13 protein-coding genes are annotated in these 14962 nt (G+C 70.3%); 7 read left to right on the top strand and 6 right to left on the bottom strand.

Annotation, left to right across the window (positions count from 1 at the left end):
- Positions 1 to 38 precede the first annotated feature (38 nt).
- Positions 39 to 1010: an alpha/beta hydrolase gene (locus FFS23_RS06085; protein WP_137897879.1), complete on the bottom strand. Its 972-nt coding sequence runs from the start codon at positions 1008 to 1010 to the stop codon at positions 39 to 41.
- Positions 1007 to 3481, bottom strand: a complete 2475-nt coding sequence (locus FFS23_RS06080) for a glycoside hydrolase family 3 protein (RefSeq protein WP_171009386.1) — start codon at positions 3479 to 3481, stop codon at positions 1007 to 1009. The genes FFS23_RS06085 and FFS23_RS06080 overlap by 4 nt, the downstream gene beginning before the upstream one ends.
- Positions 3482 to 3588: 107 nt before the next feature.
- Here FFS23_RS06080 and FFS23_RS06075 point away from each other — a divergent pair, with 107 nt between their 5' ends.
- The 4 genes from FFS23_RS06075 (at position 3589) to FFS23_RS06060 (ending at position 10702) form a co-directional block, all read left to right on the top strand.
- Entirely contained in the window at positions 3589 to 5103 is a 1515-nt protein-coding gene (locus tag FFS23_RS06075; protein ID WP_137897944.1) for a tryptophan halogenase family protein, read from the top strand.
- Entirely contained in the window at positions 5100 to 6545 is a 1446-nt protein-coding gene (locus FFS23_RS06070) for a tryptophan 7-halogenase (protein ID WP_171009385.1), read from the top strand. Before FFS23_RS06075 ends, FFS23_RS06070 begins: the two co-directional genes overlap by 4 nt.
- On the top strand, positions 6542 to 8014 hold the full coding sequence (locus FFS23_RS06065) for a tryptophan halogenase family protein (protein WP_137897877.1): 1473 nt from the start codon (positions 6542 to 6544) through the stop codon (positions 8012 to 8014). The genes FFS23_RS06070 and FFS23_RS06065 overlap by 4 nt, the downstream gene beginning before the upstream one ends.
- A gap of 135 nt (positions 8015 to 8149) precedes the next feature.
- The gene (locus tag FFS23_RS06060; RefSeq protein ID WP_171009384.1) at positions 8150 to 10702 is read left to right on the top strand and encodes a sensor domain-containing protein; all 2553 of its coding nucleotides are present in this window, start codon (positions 8150 to 8152) and stop codon (positions 10700 to 10702) included.
- Between the two features lie 39 nt (positions 10703 to 10741).
- Here FFS23_RS06060 and FFS23_RS06055 read toward each other — a convergent pair whose 3' ends face one another.
- The gene (locus FFS23_RS06055; protein WP_137897875.1) at positions 10742 to 11152 is read right to left on the bottom strand and encodes a DUF3597 family protein; all 411 of its coding nucleotides are present in this window, start codon (positions 11150 to 11152) and stop codon (positions 10742 to 10744) included.
- Between the two features lie 121 nt (positions 11153 to 11273).
- On the opposite strand from FFS23_RS06055, the gene FFS23_RS06050 reads away from it, so the two are divergent.
- Positions 11274 to 11864, top strand: a complete 591-nt coding sequence (locus FFS23_RS06050; RefSeq protein ID WP_249340546.1) for a DUF4142 domain-containing protein — start codon at positions 11274 to 11276, stop codon at positions 11862 to 11864.
- A 102-nt stretch (positions 11865 to 11966) separates the two neighbouring features.
- Here the strand turns inward: FFS23_RS06050 and FFS23_RS06045 are convergent, their stop codons facing one another.
- From FFS23_RS06045 to FFS23_RS06035, 3 genes are all read right to left on the bottom strand, one after another.
- Positions 11967 to 12260, bottom strand: coding sequence for a CsbD family protein (locus FFS23_RS06045; RefSeq protein ID WP_038662454.1), 294 nt, complete (start codon positions 12258 to 12260; stop codon positions 11967 to 11969).
- Positions 12261 to 12340: 80 nt separating this feature from the next.
- A complete protein-coding gene (locus FFS23_RS06040) occupies positions 12341 to 12721 on the bottom strand; it encodes a reverse transcriptase-like protein (RefSeq protein WP_249340545.1) in 381 nt (126 codons plus the stop codon).
- A gap of 38 nt (positions 12722 to 12759) precedes the next feature.
- The gene (locus FFS23_RS06035; RefSeq protein ID WP_137897874.1) at positions 12760 to 13356 is read right to left on the bottom strand and encodes a GDSL-type esterase/lipase family protein; all 597 of its coding nucleotides are present in this window, start codon (positions 13354 to 13356) and stop codon (positions 12760 to 12762) included.
- A 102-nt stretch (positions 13357 to 13458) separates the two neighbouring features.
- Between FFS23_RS06035 and FFS23_RS06030 the strand changes: the two genes are divergently transcribed.
- Both FFS23_RS06030 and FFS23_RS06025 read left to right on the top strand, forming a co-directional pair.
- Entirely contained in the window at positions 13459 to 13782 is a 324-nt protein-coding gene (locus FFS23_RS06030) for a hypothetical protein (protein ID WP_137897941.1), read from the top strand.
- Positions 13779 to 14849: a spore photoproduct lyase family protein gene (locus FFS23_RS06025; RefSeq protein WP_137897873.1), complete on the top strand. Its 1071-nt coding sequence runs from the start codon at positions 13779 to 13781 to the stop codon at positions 14847 to 14849. The genes FFS23_RS06030 and FFS23_RS06025 overlap by 4 nt, the downstream gene beginning before the upstream one ends.
- Positions 14850 to 14962: the final 113 nt, after the last annotated feature.

The raw sequence follows: 14962 nt of genomic DNA, 5'->3' as shown, positions 1-14962 counted from the left end.
TCAAAACTGGCTTCGACAGGTTCAGGGCGAACGGCGCCTCAGCCGGGAAACACACCCTTGCGCGCGGCATAGGTCGCGAACAGCGTCGGCCATGCCGCCGTCGGCACCGTCTTCGCCAGCCGCACGCCGAAGCCGTGCCCGCCTTCGTCGAACACATGCATCTCCGCCGCGCGCTTCGCTGCGAGCAGCGCCGCATACATGCTGAGGCTGTTGGCGATCGGCACCGCGCCATCGTCACCGGCGTGGACGAGGAAGACCGGCGGCGTCTCCGCCGTGACGCGCTTTTCGACCGACGCCGCCGCGACCTCTTCCGCCGAAGGCGTCGCCCCCAGCAGATTGTCGCGCGAGCCCTTGTGCGTGATCGCCGCGTCCATGCTGATCACCGGGTAGATCAGCCCGGCGAGATCCGGCCGCGCCGACAGCGTGTCGGCGGCATCGACCGGCGCATAGACGCGCTCGCCATGCCGCGTCGCCAGCGAACCGGCGAGATGCCCGCCCGCCGAGAAGCCGATCACCGCGATCCGCTTGGCATCGACGCCGAAGCTGTCCGCACGGCTGCGGATCACGCGCATCGCACGCTGCGCGTCCTGTAGCGGCACCAGCCGCCGCTCGCTCCAGCCTTCGCCCGGCAGGCGATAGAGCAGGATGAAGCAGGTGACGCCCAGCGCATTGAGCCAGCGCGCCTGTTCGATCCCCTCATTGTCATAGGCGAGGAAGCCATAGCCGCCGCCGGGCACCAGCAGCACCGCCGCACCGTTGGGACGCGCCGGCCGCTTGACGACCAGCGCGGGCACGTCGACGCCGGTCACCCAGCGGTCGGTGAAGCCCGCGGTCTTCGACCGCTCCTCGATCTTGCGCGGGATCGTCTTGCCCGGCGCGCCGGGGATGCGGCCCGGCCACAGCGGCACGACCTCCTCCCCGGCGACGGTCTGCGCCCCCGCCGCGCCGGCGAGCGTCAGCAGCGCCGCGCCGCCGATCAGGCCGCGGCGCGACAGATCACCCCCGCTCATTTGGCACCGCAGGCGATCGGCGTGGTGGCGCTGCCGATGCGGATGGTCGACACGTCGATGCCGAGCGCACCGCTGCTCGCCAGTTCGAACGGCTTGGTCACCTTGTTCATCACGACCCCCTGATTGGCGAAGCACCGCAGCGGCACCGCCACGGTCGCCCAATCGCCCACCGCGAGCTGGTTCGTCAATGCGACCGTTGCGGACTTACCCGTATCGGCGACGCCGACGGTGACCGCGCCGGTCGGCTTGGCGGTGACGCGATATTCGACGATCAGGCTGAGATCGCCGTTGGATTCGCGCGTCAGGTCGATCGGCATCGCCTGTTCGATCGCGACGCTGCCCGCGCCCTGGTAGGTCAGGCGCAGGCTGTCCTCCTGCCCGCGCCGGTCGGTGCGCGTCTGCACCGCAGCGCCGGTCGTGCCGATCCGCGCGCCACCGGCGACGCGGCCGCGCACAAACAACGCATTCTGGTCGCCCGCCGCGACCTTGGGCTTGGTCTCGTCGAGCCGGGCGAGCGTCGCCTTGTCGGCATAGGTCAGGCCGAAGCCGATCGGGAACAGCGGGTCGTAGCCCGGATCGGCGCGATTGAGCACATTCTGGTCGATCCGCTTCGGCCAGCTGAAGCTCAATTTGCCGTGGAAGTCGGCGACCGGACGCCCGCTTTTGCCGGCGACCAGCACGTCGGCGACGCCGCCGCCCTCGGTCCCCGGCAGGAAGGCGGCGACGAAGGCGTCGGCGGCGTTCATTTCCGGATTGACCCACATCGGCCGGCCCGAGAGGAAGACCGCGACGGTCGGCACGCCCGCCGCCTTCAGCTTCTTGAGCAACGCGAGGTCGCTCTTGTCGTCGGGGCTGTATTCGAGGCTCGGCCGGTCGCCGGTGAATTCGGCATAGGGCGTCTCGCCGAACACGACGATCGCGACGTCGGGCTTCGCGGTGAAGGCACCGTCGACCGCGAGCGTCGCCTTGCCGCCGGCGGCGCGCGCTGCCGCATCGATCCCCGACCAGATCGACTGGCCGTTGGGGAAATCCTTGTTGGCGACGTCGGTGCCCTGCCAGGTGATCGACCAGCCGCCGGCCTGCTGGCCGATATTGTCGGCACCGCGCCCGGCGACGAGGATGGTGGCACCCGGCTTCACCGGCAGCACGCCGCCGTTGTTCTTGAGCAGCACGAGCGATTCGCGCACCGCCTGCCGCGCGATCGCGCGATGTTCGGGCGCGCCGAGCAGCGCGAACTTGCCCGACATCGGCCGCGCCGACGGCCGGCCGTTGTCGAACGTGCCGGCGATCATCTTGACCCGCAGGATGCGGCGCACCGCATCGTCGAGCCGCGCGGCGGGGATCGTGCCGGCCTTCGCCTCGCGCAGCGTATTGGCGTAGAGCTCCTTCCACTTCGGACCGGAATACATGAACATGTCGAGCCCGGCGTTGATCGCGGGGGCGCAATCCTCGTTGGTGCAGCCCGTCACCTGGCCGTGCGCGTTCCAGTCGCCGATGGTGAAGCCCTGAAAGCCCCAGCGGTCCTTGAGCACGCCGGTGAGCAGGCTCGTGTTGCCGGTCATCTTCTCGCCGTTCCAGCTCGAGAAGCTCGGCATTACCGTCAGCGCGCCGGCGGGCAGCGCGGTCATATAGCCTGCGCCATGCACTTCGCGCAGCACCGTCTCCGACACGCGCGTGTCGCCCTGATCGTGGCCGCCGGTGCCGCCGTCGCCGAGGAAATGCTTGACCGAAGCGATGACGTGGCCGGGCTTCATGAAGTCCTGACCGATCGTTCCCTGAATGCCCTCGACCATCTGGCCGGCATAGGAAGCGACGATCGCCGGGTCTTCGGAATAGCTTTCGTAGGTGCGGCCCCAGCGATCGTCCTGCACCACCGCGACGGTCGGTGCGAAGCTCCAGTCGATGCCGGTCGCGGCGGTTTCGGCGGCGGTGACCGCGCCGATCTTCTTGATGAGGGCGGGGTCGCGCATCGCGCCGAGGCCGATGTTATGCGGGAACAGCGTCGCGCCGACGATATTGTTGGCGCCGTGGACCGCGTCGGTGCCCCAGATCACCGGCACCACCGGGCGGCCGTCAGAGCGCTTGACCGAGGCGTCGTAGAAGGCGTCGAACAGCTTGAGCCATTCCGGCGCGGGGGCGAATTCGTCGCCATTGGGCGCCGAATTGCCGCCGTTGAGGATCGAGCCGAGCTTGTACGTCTCGAGATCCTTGGGCGTGATGCTGGCGATGTCGACCTGGATGAGCTGGCCGACCTTGTCCTCGATGCTCATCTTGGCGAGGATCGCGGCGACGCGTGCCTCGACCTTGGCGTCGCGCTTCAACTGCATCGGCAGCAGCGGCCATTGCTCGGGATGCGCGGTGGCGGCGGCGGGAACGGCGGCGCTGGCCGCCTGCTGCTGCGCAATTGCGGGCGACGCACCCACCATCAGCGCGAGCGCTGCGCAAGCCGTACCGAACCTCAAAACCATCATCCTCTCCCCGGGAGCCATCTACATCGTGGTAGCGGCACCAAAGCCGTGCCACGAAGCCGCTGTCAACGATGGACATTCCCTGTAGAGGTCGTGGCTTGCGCGGGAATATGAGGGGAGAGCGGCCAGTGCGGGCGGAGCAGCGGATCAGGGTGGTGATCGTCGGGGGCGGCACCGCCGGCTGGATGACCGCCGCCGCGCTGGCGACGCTGGCCCCCGGCGCCGCGACGGTCCACCTGGTCGAATCGCAGGAGATCGGCATCGTCGGCGTCGGCGAGGCGACGCTGCCGCATCTGCGCGCCTTCGTCACCCGGCTCGGCATCGACGAGGCGGCGTTCATGGCCGCCACCCATGCGACCTTCAAGCTCGGCATCGAGTTCCGCGACTTCGGCGCGATCGGCGATTCCTACATCCATCCGTTCGGCAGCTACGGCCGGCCGCTCGACGGCGTCGGCTTCCACCATTATTGGCTGCGGCGCCATCACGCCGGCGCGACCGCGGCGATCGGCGACTATTCGACCGCGGTGGTCGCCGCCGCGGCGCAGCGCTTCACCCGCCCGGGCAGCGATCCGCACGATCTGGCGAGCGCCTTCGGCTATGCCTATCAATTCGACGCGACCCGCTTCGCGCCCTTCCTGCGCGCCCATGCCGAGGCGCGCGGCGCGGTGCGCACCGAGGGTCTGGTGACCGGCGTCGACCGCGATGCGGACAGCGGCGACGTCGTCGCGATCACCCTCGCCGATGGCCAGCGGATCGAGGGCGATCTGTTCATCGACTGCTCGGGGTTTCGCGCGCTGCTGATCGGCGGCGCGATGGACGAGGCGTGGGAGGATTGGTCGCACTGGCTGCCCTGCGATCGCGCCGTCGCCGCGCCCTGCGCCTCGCCCGACGGCGGCATCGAGCCGTACACCCGCGCCACCGCGATGGCCGCCGGCTGGCGCTGGCGCATCCCCCTCACCCACCGCATCGGCAACGGCTACGTCTATTCGAGCGCGCATCTGTCCGAAGGCGCCGCGACCGACGCGCTGGTCGACGCGCTGGAGAGTCCGCCGCTCGCCGAGCCGCGCCATCTGCGCTTCCGCGCCGGGCGGCGGCGGCGCAGCTGGGTCGGCAACGTGCTGTCGATCGGCCTCGCCTCGGGGTTCCTCGAACCGCTGGAATCGACCAGCATCTATCTGGTGCAGATGGCGATCACGCAATTGGTCGAGCATTTCCCCGCAGCCCGCGTCACCGATGCCGACCGCGACGGCTTCAACGCCTTGGTCGACGCCGAATACGACCGACTGCGCGACTTCCTGATCCTCCATTATCACGCGACGACGCGCGACGATTCGCCCTTCTGGGACCACGTCCGCACGATGACGATCCCCGACAGCCTCGCCGAGAAGATGGCGCTGTGGCGGCAGACCGCGCAGGTGTCGCGCTACAGCCACGGCCTGTTCCTCGAACCGAGCTGGGTCGCGGTCTATCTCGGCCAGAACGTCGTGCCCGACGGCTGGGATCCGCGCGCCGATCTGCCCGACGGCGCCGCGCTCGATCGCGCATTGGCCGCCCTGCGCAGCGGTATCGCCGCCGCGGTCGCGACGATGCCCGATCACGCGACCTATCTGCGGGCGGCGGCGTGAACCGGCGCGAAAGCCCGCAGAGCGTCGTCGTGGTCGGCGGCGGCCTCGTCGCCTTGACCGCGGCGCTCGGCTTCGCGCGCGCGCTGCCGCACGCGACAGTGACCCTCGTCGCCACCGCGCCCGACCCGGCGGCGCTCGCCGATCGCCTGCCCGCGGTGACGCCGCAGGTCGCCGAGGCGTTCGACGCGCTGGGCCTGGACGAGGCGGCGATGGTGGCAGCGGGGGCGGCGACGCACCGCATGGGCGAACGCTTCACTTGGGGCGATGCGTCCTTCACGATCGGCGAGGGCGAGGGCGTGCCGAACCTCGCCGGCGCGGCGGTGCACCAGATGTGGCTGGCGCACGGCGACGGCCCCTATGACGCGCTGGTTCCCGCCGCGACGCTGGCGGCGGCGGAGCGGTTCGCGCCACCGGCAAGCGATCCGCGATCCTTGCTGTCGCGCGTCAATTACACGTTGCGGCTCGACGCCGATGCGGCGACGCCCTTCTTCGCCGCGGCGCTGCGCGCGGCGCGGGTGCGCGTCGTCGCACCACAGCAGCTTCGCGTCGTCCGCGACGGCGAGACCGTGCGTGCGCTCGCCATGGACGACGGTAGCGCGCTGACCGGCGACCTGTTCGTCGACGCGACCGGACCCGCCGCCCTGCTCGCCGCCGCGGATACCGCGTGGCTCGACTGGGCCACCACCCTGCCCGTCGACCGGCTGCTGCTCGCCGCCGCGCCGCCGCGCCCGTCGCCGCTCGACCGGTACGACGCGACCACCGACGGCTGGACCGCGCGTTGGCCGCTCGCGGGTCGCACGCTCGCCGGCGTCGCTTATGCCAGCGCCACGACCAGCGACGCGCGCGCCGCCAAGCAGATGCCGGGCCGAAGCGAGCGCATCACGATCCGTCCGCGGCGGCAGGTCGTGCCCTTTGCCGGCAACGTACTGGCGCTCGGCGATGCGGCCGCGACGCTGGGGCCATTGGGCTGGCATGGCTATACGCTGGCGCTGGCGCAGCTCGAACTGGCGCTGGCATTGATGCCGGCACGGACGCCCGAGCCGCTGCTCGTCGCCGAATACAACCGCCGCGCGACGCTGCGCGCCGACCGGCTCCACGCCTATGCCGCGGCCTTCTATCTGGTCGGCCGGCGGCGCGGCGATTTCTGGCACGCGCGGCGCTCGCAGCAACCGCCTGCCGAACTGGCAACGGCGCTCGCCCAATTCGGTCAGCGCGGCACTTTGCCGCCGCTGGAAGAGGAGATGCTGCCACAGGCGGCGTGGCAGCAGGCGCTGATCGGGCTCGGCGTCCGGCCGGTACGCGCCGATCCGCTGGCGCTGTCGGTGCCGCGGGCGAGCGCGGTCGCCGCGCTGACGCAATTGCGCAACGCGGTCGCTGCGCTACCCGCCGGTCTGCCCGCCTATCCGGAGTACCTCATGGCGGCGCAGCGGGGCAGGCGATGAGCGGAACACCGATCGGCCGGGTGGTGATCGTCGGCGGTGGCACCGCCGGCTGGATGGCGGCGGCCGCCGCCTCGCGCTTCCTCAACGACGGGCAGCGGACGATCACCTTGGTCGAATCCGAGGCGATCGGCACCGTCGGCGTCGGCGAGGCGACGATCCCGCCGATCCGCGGCTTCAACGCCCGGCTGGGGATCGACGAGGCGGACTTCCTGCGCGCGACCGGCGGTACGCCCAAGCTCGGCATCGAATTCGTCGACTGGGGCGCGCGGGGCGAGCGCTACATGCACCCGTTCGGCACGCCCGGTCGCGACATCGAAGGGCTCAACTTCCACCAGCTCTGGCTCAAGTTGCGCGAGCGGCCGGGCATCGGCGACTTCGAAGGCTATGCGATGGCCGCCGTCGCCGCGCGCGCCGGCCGCTTCGCACCGCCCTCCCCCGACCCGCGCTCGCCGCTGTCGGGAGTCGATTATGCCTATCATTTCGACGCCGGCCTCTACGCCGCCTTTCTGCGCCGCCGCGCCGAGGAGCAGGGCACGGTGCGCGTCGAGGGGCGGATCACCGGCGTCGAGCAGGACGAACGCGGCCATGTGACGGCGGTGCGGCTGGAGGGGGATCGGCGGATCGCGGGCGACCTGTTCCTCGATTGCTCGGGCTTTCGCAGCCTGTTGCTCGGCGAGGCGATGGGCGTCGGCTTCGAGGATTGGTCGCACTGGCTGCCCTGCGATCGCGCGATCGCGGTGCCGACCGAACGGACGCAGCCGCTGCTGCCCTATACCCGCGCCACCGCGCATGACGCCGGCTGGCAATGGCGCATCCCGCTGCAACACCGCACCGGCAACGGCCACGTCTATGCCAGCGCCTTCACCGACGACGACTCCGCCGAGCGCATCCTGTTGGCCAATCTCGACGCCGCGCCGACCGCCACGCCGCGCCGCCTGTCGTTCACCGCCGGCCGGCGGCGGCAGAGCTGGGCGGGCAACGTCGTCGCGCTCGGCCTCGCCGGCGGCTTCCTCGAACCGCTCGAGTCGACCAGCATCCACCTCATCCAGGAAGGGATAGCGAAGCTGTTCGCGCTGTTCCCGGACGATCGCTTCAGCCCGGTCGTACGCGACGAATACAACCGGCTGATGGCCGATCACTACACCGCGATCCGCGATTTCATCATCCTCCATTACGCCGCGACGCGCCGCCGCGACACGCCGTTCTGGCGGCACGTGGGAACGATGGCGCTGCCCGAGACGCTGGCACGCAAGCTCGCGCTGTTCGCCGAGAAGGGGCGCATCTTCCGCTACGACGACGAGCTGTTCACCGTGCCGAGCTGGGTGGCGGTGCTGCTTGGCCAGGGGATCGTGCCGACCGGCTACGATCCGATCGTCGATGCGCTCGACGCGGATCGCGTCGCCGAAGCGCTGCGGCACATGCGCCGGCAGAACGCCACACTGGCGCAGCAACTGCCCCCCGCCGGCTGAGTGCGCCGGCGAACCAGTCAAAACGGTTCCGTTACCCTTCGTTAAGCGACCGCCACCCAAGCCGGACGGGCGACCGATCGCGCGAAGGATAGAAAAGTGGATCGTTGGGAGGAAAGCGGATTTGATCGCAAAGACTTGGTCGAAGTCGACTCGGCATGTCGCGCAGAACCGCCGATCGATCCGGCTGCCATCCGCGCCGCGGTCGCCCGCGCCGTCGCCGGGCTCGACACCGGACTGCCGCTCAGCACGGTCCTGAGCCGCGCGCGCATCGGCCTGCTGCACCGCGACCGCCGCCACCGCGTGCTCGCGGTCAACGACCGGTTCTGCGAACTCGTCGGGCGCCGCGCGGCCGAACTGACCGGCCTGTCGATCGAGGCGTTCCTCCACCCCGAGGATCTGCCTCGCGTCCTCGCCACCTACGACGACCATCGCGCGCGCTCGACGCCGTTCGAGGTCGAGGCCCGTTTCGTCCGGCCGGATGGCAGCGCCTTGTGGTGCGACATCAACGTTTCGTTCGTCTGCGACGCCGCCGGCACCGCGATGTCGACGATCACGATCGCGCAGGACATCTCCGCCCGCCGCGCCGCCGAGGAGCGGCTGCGCGAGAGCGAGGAACATTACCGCCACACCGTCGAACTCAACCCGCAGATCACCTGGACGGCCGGCCCCGACGGCCTCGTCGAGACGGTCAGCTCGCGCTGGAAGGCGGTGACCGGCGGCGCGGCGGGCGACGCGATGGGAACGCGCTGGCTGAGCGCGCTCCATCCCGAGGATCGCGCGCCGACGATGTCGGCATGGCGGGCCTCGGTGGCGACCGGAAAGGCGATCGACCTCGAATACCGGCTGCGGTCCCCCGACGGCGACTATCGCTGGTTCCGCTCGCGCGCGACCGCCCGGCGCGACGAATCCGGCGCGACGATCCGCTGGTACGGGACGCTGGAGGACATCCACGATCGCAAGCTGACCGAACGCGCGCTGCGCGACAGCGAGCGGCGCTTCCGCCTCGCCGCGCATGCCGCCGGACTCGGCATCTGGGACTATGATGCGACCTCGGGCCAGCGCCAATGGTCGGACGAGCTCAAGGCGATGCTCGGCCTGCCGCTCGACGCCGCCGCGTCGGTGCCGGTCGCGCTCGATCTGGTCGTTCCCGAGGATCGCCACCGCCTGCAGGCGCTGATCGCCGCGGTCGACGCCGGCGACGGCAGTCATCGCTTCGACACCATCCTGCGCATCCACCGCGCCGACACCGGCGAGGAACGCTGGATCAGGACCGGCGGCTGGCGGATCGAGGCGCCGTCGGGCAAGCTCAGTCGCGTCCTCGTCACCACCCGCGACGTCACCGAGGAGCGCACCGCCGAAGAGCGTATCCGCTTCGCCGCACACCACGACGCGCTCACCGGCCTGCCCAATCGCGCCAAATTCGGCGAGCGGCTCGAGGCGGCGATCGCACAGGCGCGCGCAGCGGGCGGCGAGGTCACGCTGGTGCTGCTCGACGTCGACGACCTCAAGGAGACCAACGACACGATCGGCCATGACGCCGGCGATGTCGTGCTGCGCACGCTCGGCGAACGGCTGCATCGCGCGCTCGGCGCGGGTTGCACGCTGGCACGGCTCGGTGGCGACGAATTCGCCGCGGTGATCGCGAGCCACGGCGACGCGCCGGCGGTGATCGACCGCGTCCGCACCGCGCTGCACGCCGTGCGCGAGCCGCTGTCGCACGAGGGCCGCATCCTCGATTGCCAGGCGACCGCCGGCGGCTCGCTGTTCCCTACGCATGGCGAGACCGCTGCCGAACTGCTCAAGGCGGCGGACATCGCGCTCTATGCCGCCAAGGCGCAATATCGCGGCGGGTTGCTGATGTTCGAACCGCCGATGCGCGCCGACCTGCAACGCCGCTCGTCGATGCTCAGCATCGCGCGCGACGTGATCCGCGACGACCGGATCCTGCCATATTACCAGCCCAAGGTGGCACTGGACACCGGGCGGGTGTGCGGGTTCGAGGCGCTGCTGCGCTGGCAGCATCCGACCTTCGGCCCGCAGGCGCCCGCGACGATCTGCGCGGCGTTCGAGGATTTCGAGCTGGCGCTGGGGCTAAGCGAGCGGATGCTCGGTGCGATCGTCGGCGACATGCGCCGCTGGCTCGATGCCGGGCTCGATTTCGGGCGGATCGCCTTCAACCTGTCGCCGGCGGAATTCCGCCGCGACGACCTCACCGACCGCATCCTCGGCCGCCTGGAGCGGGCCGGCGTGCCGTTCGACCGGCTCGAGCTGGAAGTGACCGAGACGGTGTTCGTCGGTCGCGGCGCCGAATGCGTCGCGACGATGCTGGAGACGTTCAGCCGTGCCGGCGTGCATATCGCCCTGGACGATTTCGGCACCGGCTATGCCTCGCTGACCCACCTCAAGGCGTTTCCGGTCCATACCATCAAGATCGACCGCAGCTTCATCAGCCATATCGACCGGGACGCGGGCGATGCGGCGATCGTCGATGCGGTGGTGGCGCTGGGCCATCGCCTCGGCATGATCGTGGTTGCCGAGGGGATCGAGACCGAGGATCAGGCGCGCTACCTGCTCGGTCAGGGCTGCGACGTCGGTCAGGGCTTCTGGTTCGGCCACAGCGTCCCGCGCGACGAGGTGGCGGCGATGCTGCACCGCCGCCACCCGATCCCGCGCGCGGCGCTGGCGTAAGCGAAAACGGGAGCGAATCGCCCGCTCCCGCCCGTCCGGTCAGCCGCGCAGGCTGTCGGGAACGATGCCGCCATTCTCGGCGAGCTTCGCCATCACCGCGCGATGCAGCGCGATGTTCTGCTCGGCGCTGCCGTCGTCACCCGCGTGCACGCCCAGCTCCTGTCCCAGTTCCTTGCGCGCGGCGAGGCTGGAATCGAGGTCGAGCAGCTTGAGCAGGTCGACGATCGACGACTGATAATTGCCGCCGCCGTTCTTCATCGTCGCCATTTCCGACAGCACCGCGCCGACGTCGACCGGCTGGGCGGGCGCTTCCGGTGCAGCGGCGGGCGCGGCGGTCGGTGCAGGCGTCGGCGTCGGTGCCGCCTGCGTGGTCTGCGGCGCGGCGGGGGCTGGCGCGGCATCCTGCTTGTGGTGGAAGATCTTGCCCATGATGTTGCCGAAAATGCTCAACGCGTGTCTCCTGTGGGTGGGGATGAGACATGCAACGTCGGGCCGCCCGGAACGCTCCCCGCGGAAAGCGGAACGCCTCGCAACACCCGGACGTTCAGGCCGCGCAACGAGGGAGATACAGATGCTCAGAAAAACCATGGTGATCCTGTCGGCATCGGCGCTGGCGCTCGCCGCCTGCGGCCAGAAGACCGACACGACCGCCGCGAACGACACCGCGCTCGCGACCAACGACACGACGGCGTTCGACGCGAACACCGCCGGCACCGCCAACGCCGTCGCCCCCGCGACCGGCGGCCAGGCCTTCGTCAACTCGGCGGCGGCGAGCGACGCGTTCGAGATCGCGACGTCGAAGCTTGCGCTCGACAACAGCAGCTCGGCGGCGGTGAAGAAATACGCCAATCAGATGATCACCGCGCACACCGCCTCGACCGACAAGCTCAAGGCGACCACCGCCGGCCTGACCCCGGCGCTGACCCCCGATCCGAAGCTCAGCGCCGAGCAGCAGACGATCGTCGATTCGCTGAAGACCAAGAAGGGCGCCGATTTCGACGCGGCCTACATCACCGCCCAACAGTCGGGCCATCAGCAGACGCTCGACCTGCTCCGCGGTTACGCCGCGACCGGCGACGTGCCGGCGCTCAAGACCTTCGCGACCGGCCTCGTCCCGACCGTGACCGCGCATCTTAACATGGCCAAGGGCCTCAAGTCCTGATGCGACGCGCGGCCGGGCGATCCGGCCGCGCTCCCGCACCGAACGAGAAGGGGCGCCGGCTGCTGCCGACGCCCCTTTTTCGTGCGCGATGCCGACCGGCGATTACGCCGAGGTCTTGCCGCGCAGCGTGTTCAGGATCGCGAGACCGACCACACCGGCAAGCGCAGCTGCCGCGAACGGACGCTCGTTGGCGAACTTGCGCGCCTTGTCGGCGAGCGGCGCGGCATTCTTGGCGACGGTTTCCTTCGTATCGCCGAAGGTCTTCTGCACCTTGCCGCTGATCTGATCGACCACGCCGGCGTTCTGCGTCTCGGTGTCGCCGGTCGCCTTGCCCAGGCCTTCCTTCAGCTTGCCGGTGAGATCGCCCGCGGTCCCTTCGATCTGATCCTGGTTCATGTGCTTCGCTCCTGTTGAATGATGACGCCGACCAACGCGCAGACACCCCAGTGTTTCCGCATGTGCGAAATGAACCTGGTTCAGCGCGGGTGCCGGCGGGCGAGCGCGATGCCGGCGAGGTTCTTCGATCGGCCGACATGGCGGACATGGACGCGCGCGAATCCCGCGGTCGCGATGCGGTAGGCGGCGAGATGCGGCTGTAATTGCGGGCTGCGGCAGCGCCAGCGGCCCAGCGCCTGTTCGACGATCGTGCGCGCATCGCCGACGAACACCGCATCCGCGGCCCCCGCCGCCACCGCGATCTCGACCGCATAGAGCAACGCCAGCCATTCCGCGGTGCAATTGTCGCCGGGACCGAGATCGTCACGGATATAGGTGCGCCCGCCGCTCACCACCGCAATCTCCATCCGGTCGGGATTGGGCCGCGATCCCCCATCGAAGTACAGCGTCATGCGGTCCATCGGCCTCTCCTCGCCCGACGCCTTTGCGAAGGCAAGCGTCAGGCCGCCGCCCGTGCCGCCGATCGCAGCGCCGCCGTGACCGCGGGCGCGACCGCGTCGACGACGAGATCGATCGCGCGGGCATTGGGGTGGATACGATCCGCCAGCGTCATCGCGGGATGGCCGAGCACCCCGGCGGGAAAGAAGGCGCAGGTCGCCGCACCATGCTGCCGCGCCGCCGCGGCATGGATGCCGGCATAGCCACGCGTCCGCTCGGCAAACAGCGCGGGCGGCTCGATCGTCGTCATCAACACGGCTATGCCGCAACGGGCGAACTCGATCAGCATCGCGTCGAGATTGGCGCGCAGCCGTGCAGGCGCGATGCCCCGCAGCACGTCGTTGGCGCCGATCTGCACCACGGCGAGATCGGGCCGGCGCGACAGGCCGGCGAGCGTTCGCGGCAATCGCGTGAGCGCATCCTGCGACGTGTCGCCCGACCGCCCCGCCGCGATGACCGCCGCATCGGGCCAGTCGCTGCGCAGCGTCCGTTCGAGCCGGGCGGGAAAGGCGTCGGCGGCGGCAAGGCCGTAACCGGCGATCAGGCTGTCGCCATAGGCCAGCAGCAGGGGATCGGCAGTGGCCGGCGAACGCGTCATCGATTGTCCTCGGAAGTCGTCGGCAATGTAGGGCGAGCCGACGATCTTTCCACCATGCACCAAGGACTTGCGACGCCCGGCGGGCTGGTGCGTTGGACCTCGATGCGCAATGCCGACCCTCCCACGACCCCCGATGGCCGCTATATCGTGGTGCGCGGACGCCTGTGGCGCCGCACCAACCCCGCGCTCGGCGAGGATCGTCGCGCGGCACTGGTCCACGACCTGATGCGGGCCCGCCGCGACGTCGGCACCGCGTTGCGCGCCGGGGATGCCGCCGGCGAGCGCGACGCCCGCAGCCGCGTCGACGCCGCCAAACAGGCGCTCGGCGAGCGCGGCCCGGTGTGGTGGGACGATGGCGCACCCGATCTCAACCGCCACATGGCGGCGAACACGCCCTATGCCGCCTGGTTCGAGGCCCTGCCGTGAGCGAGACCCGGCCGACGCGTCCGTGGCTGCCGCGGCGCGTCCTCATCACCAGCTCGGCGCTGGCATGGGAGCACGGCCAGGCCATCGCGGCGCGTGCGGAGGCGCTGGGTATTCCGGTCGAGCGGCTCGCCTCCGACCGGCTGGCGCTCGGCCTGCCCGCCGATGCCGCCGCCGCTTATGCCGCCGCCAAGAAGACGCTGGCGGTGGTCGTCGCGCCGCCGGGCAAGCTGCGTCTGCAACCGATCGCGCCCTCCGCCGACTGGCGCGTCGACCTCGCCGAGGGTTGCCCGGCGCATTGCAGCTATTGCTATCTCGCGGGTTCGCTGAAGGGGCCGCCGATCACCCGCGCCTATGCCAATCTGCCCGCGATCGTCGCCGCGCTGCCGCACTATCTCGGCGAGGGCACGGTCACCTCGCGCTCCGCAGCGCGCGCTGACGAAGGGACGACCTATGAAGCGAGCTGCTACACCGATCCGCTCGCGCTCGAACATCTCACCGGATCGCTGTCGGCGCTGATCGCCGCGTTCGGGGCGTGGCAGGCGCCGGTGCAATTGCGCTTCACCACCAAGTTCGACGCGGTCGAGCCATTGCTCGGCCTCGATCATCAGGGCCGGACGCGGATGCGCGCCTCGATAAACCCGGCGCGCTTCGCCCGTTTCGAGGGCGGAACCAGCCCGGTGGCGTCGCGGCTCGCCGCGCTCGCGCGGATGGGCCACGCGGGCTATCCGATCGGCCTGACGATCGCACCGATCATCGCCGCCGAGGGGTGGGAGGCGGCCTATGGCGAACTGATCGCCCAGGCCGGCGCCGCACTCGCCGACGTCACGACGGACTGCACGATCGAGCTGATCACGCATCGCTACACGCCGGGGTCGAAGGCGGTGCTCGACAGCTGGTATCCGTCCTCGAAGCTCGACATGGGCGCAGAGAACCGTGTTGAGAAACGGACGAAGTTCGGCTCGCTCAAATACGTCTACGACGCTGCGACGATGGGAACGCTGAAGCGCTTCTTCGCGGCGGAGGTAGCCCGGCACCTGCCGCAAGCTCGCATCCTCTACTGGACCTGACTCAATTCCTCCCCCGCCAGGGGGAGGTGGCGCGCCGAAGGCGTGACGGAGGGGGAGGACAGGCGGGAGGGTCGTTACAAAGCTCCCGCCTGTCCTCCCCCTCCGTCACGCCT

It is taken from the genome of Sphingomonas sp. 2SG (assembly GCF_005503285.1).
GTDB classification, from domain to species: Bacteria; Pseudomonadota; Alphaproteobacteria; order Sphingomonadales; family Sphingomonadaceae; genus Sphingomonas; species Sphingomonas taxi.
The sequence above is the reverse complement of the archived record's forward strand: the minus strand, read 5'-3'. Positions and strand labels throughout refer to the sequence as shown.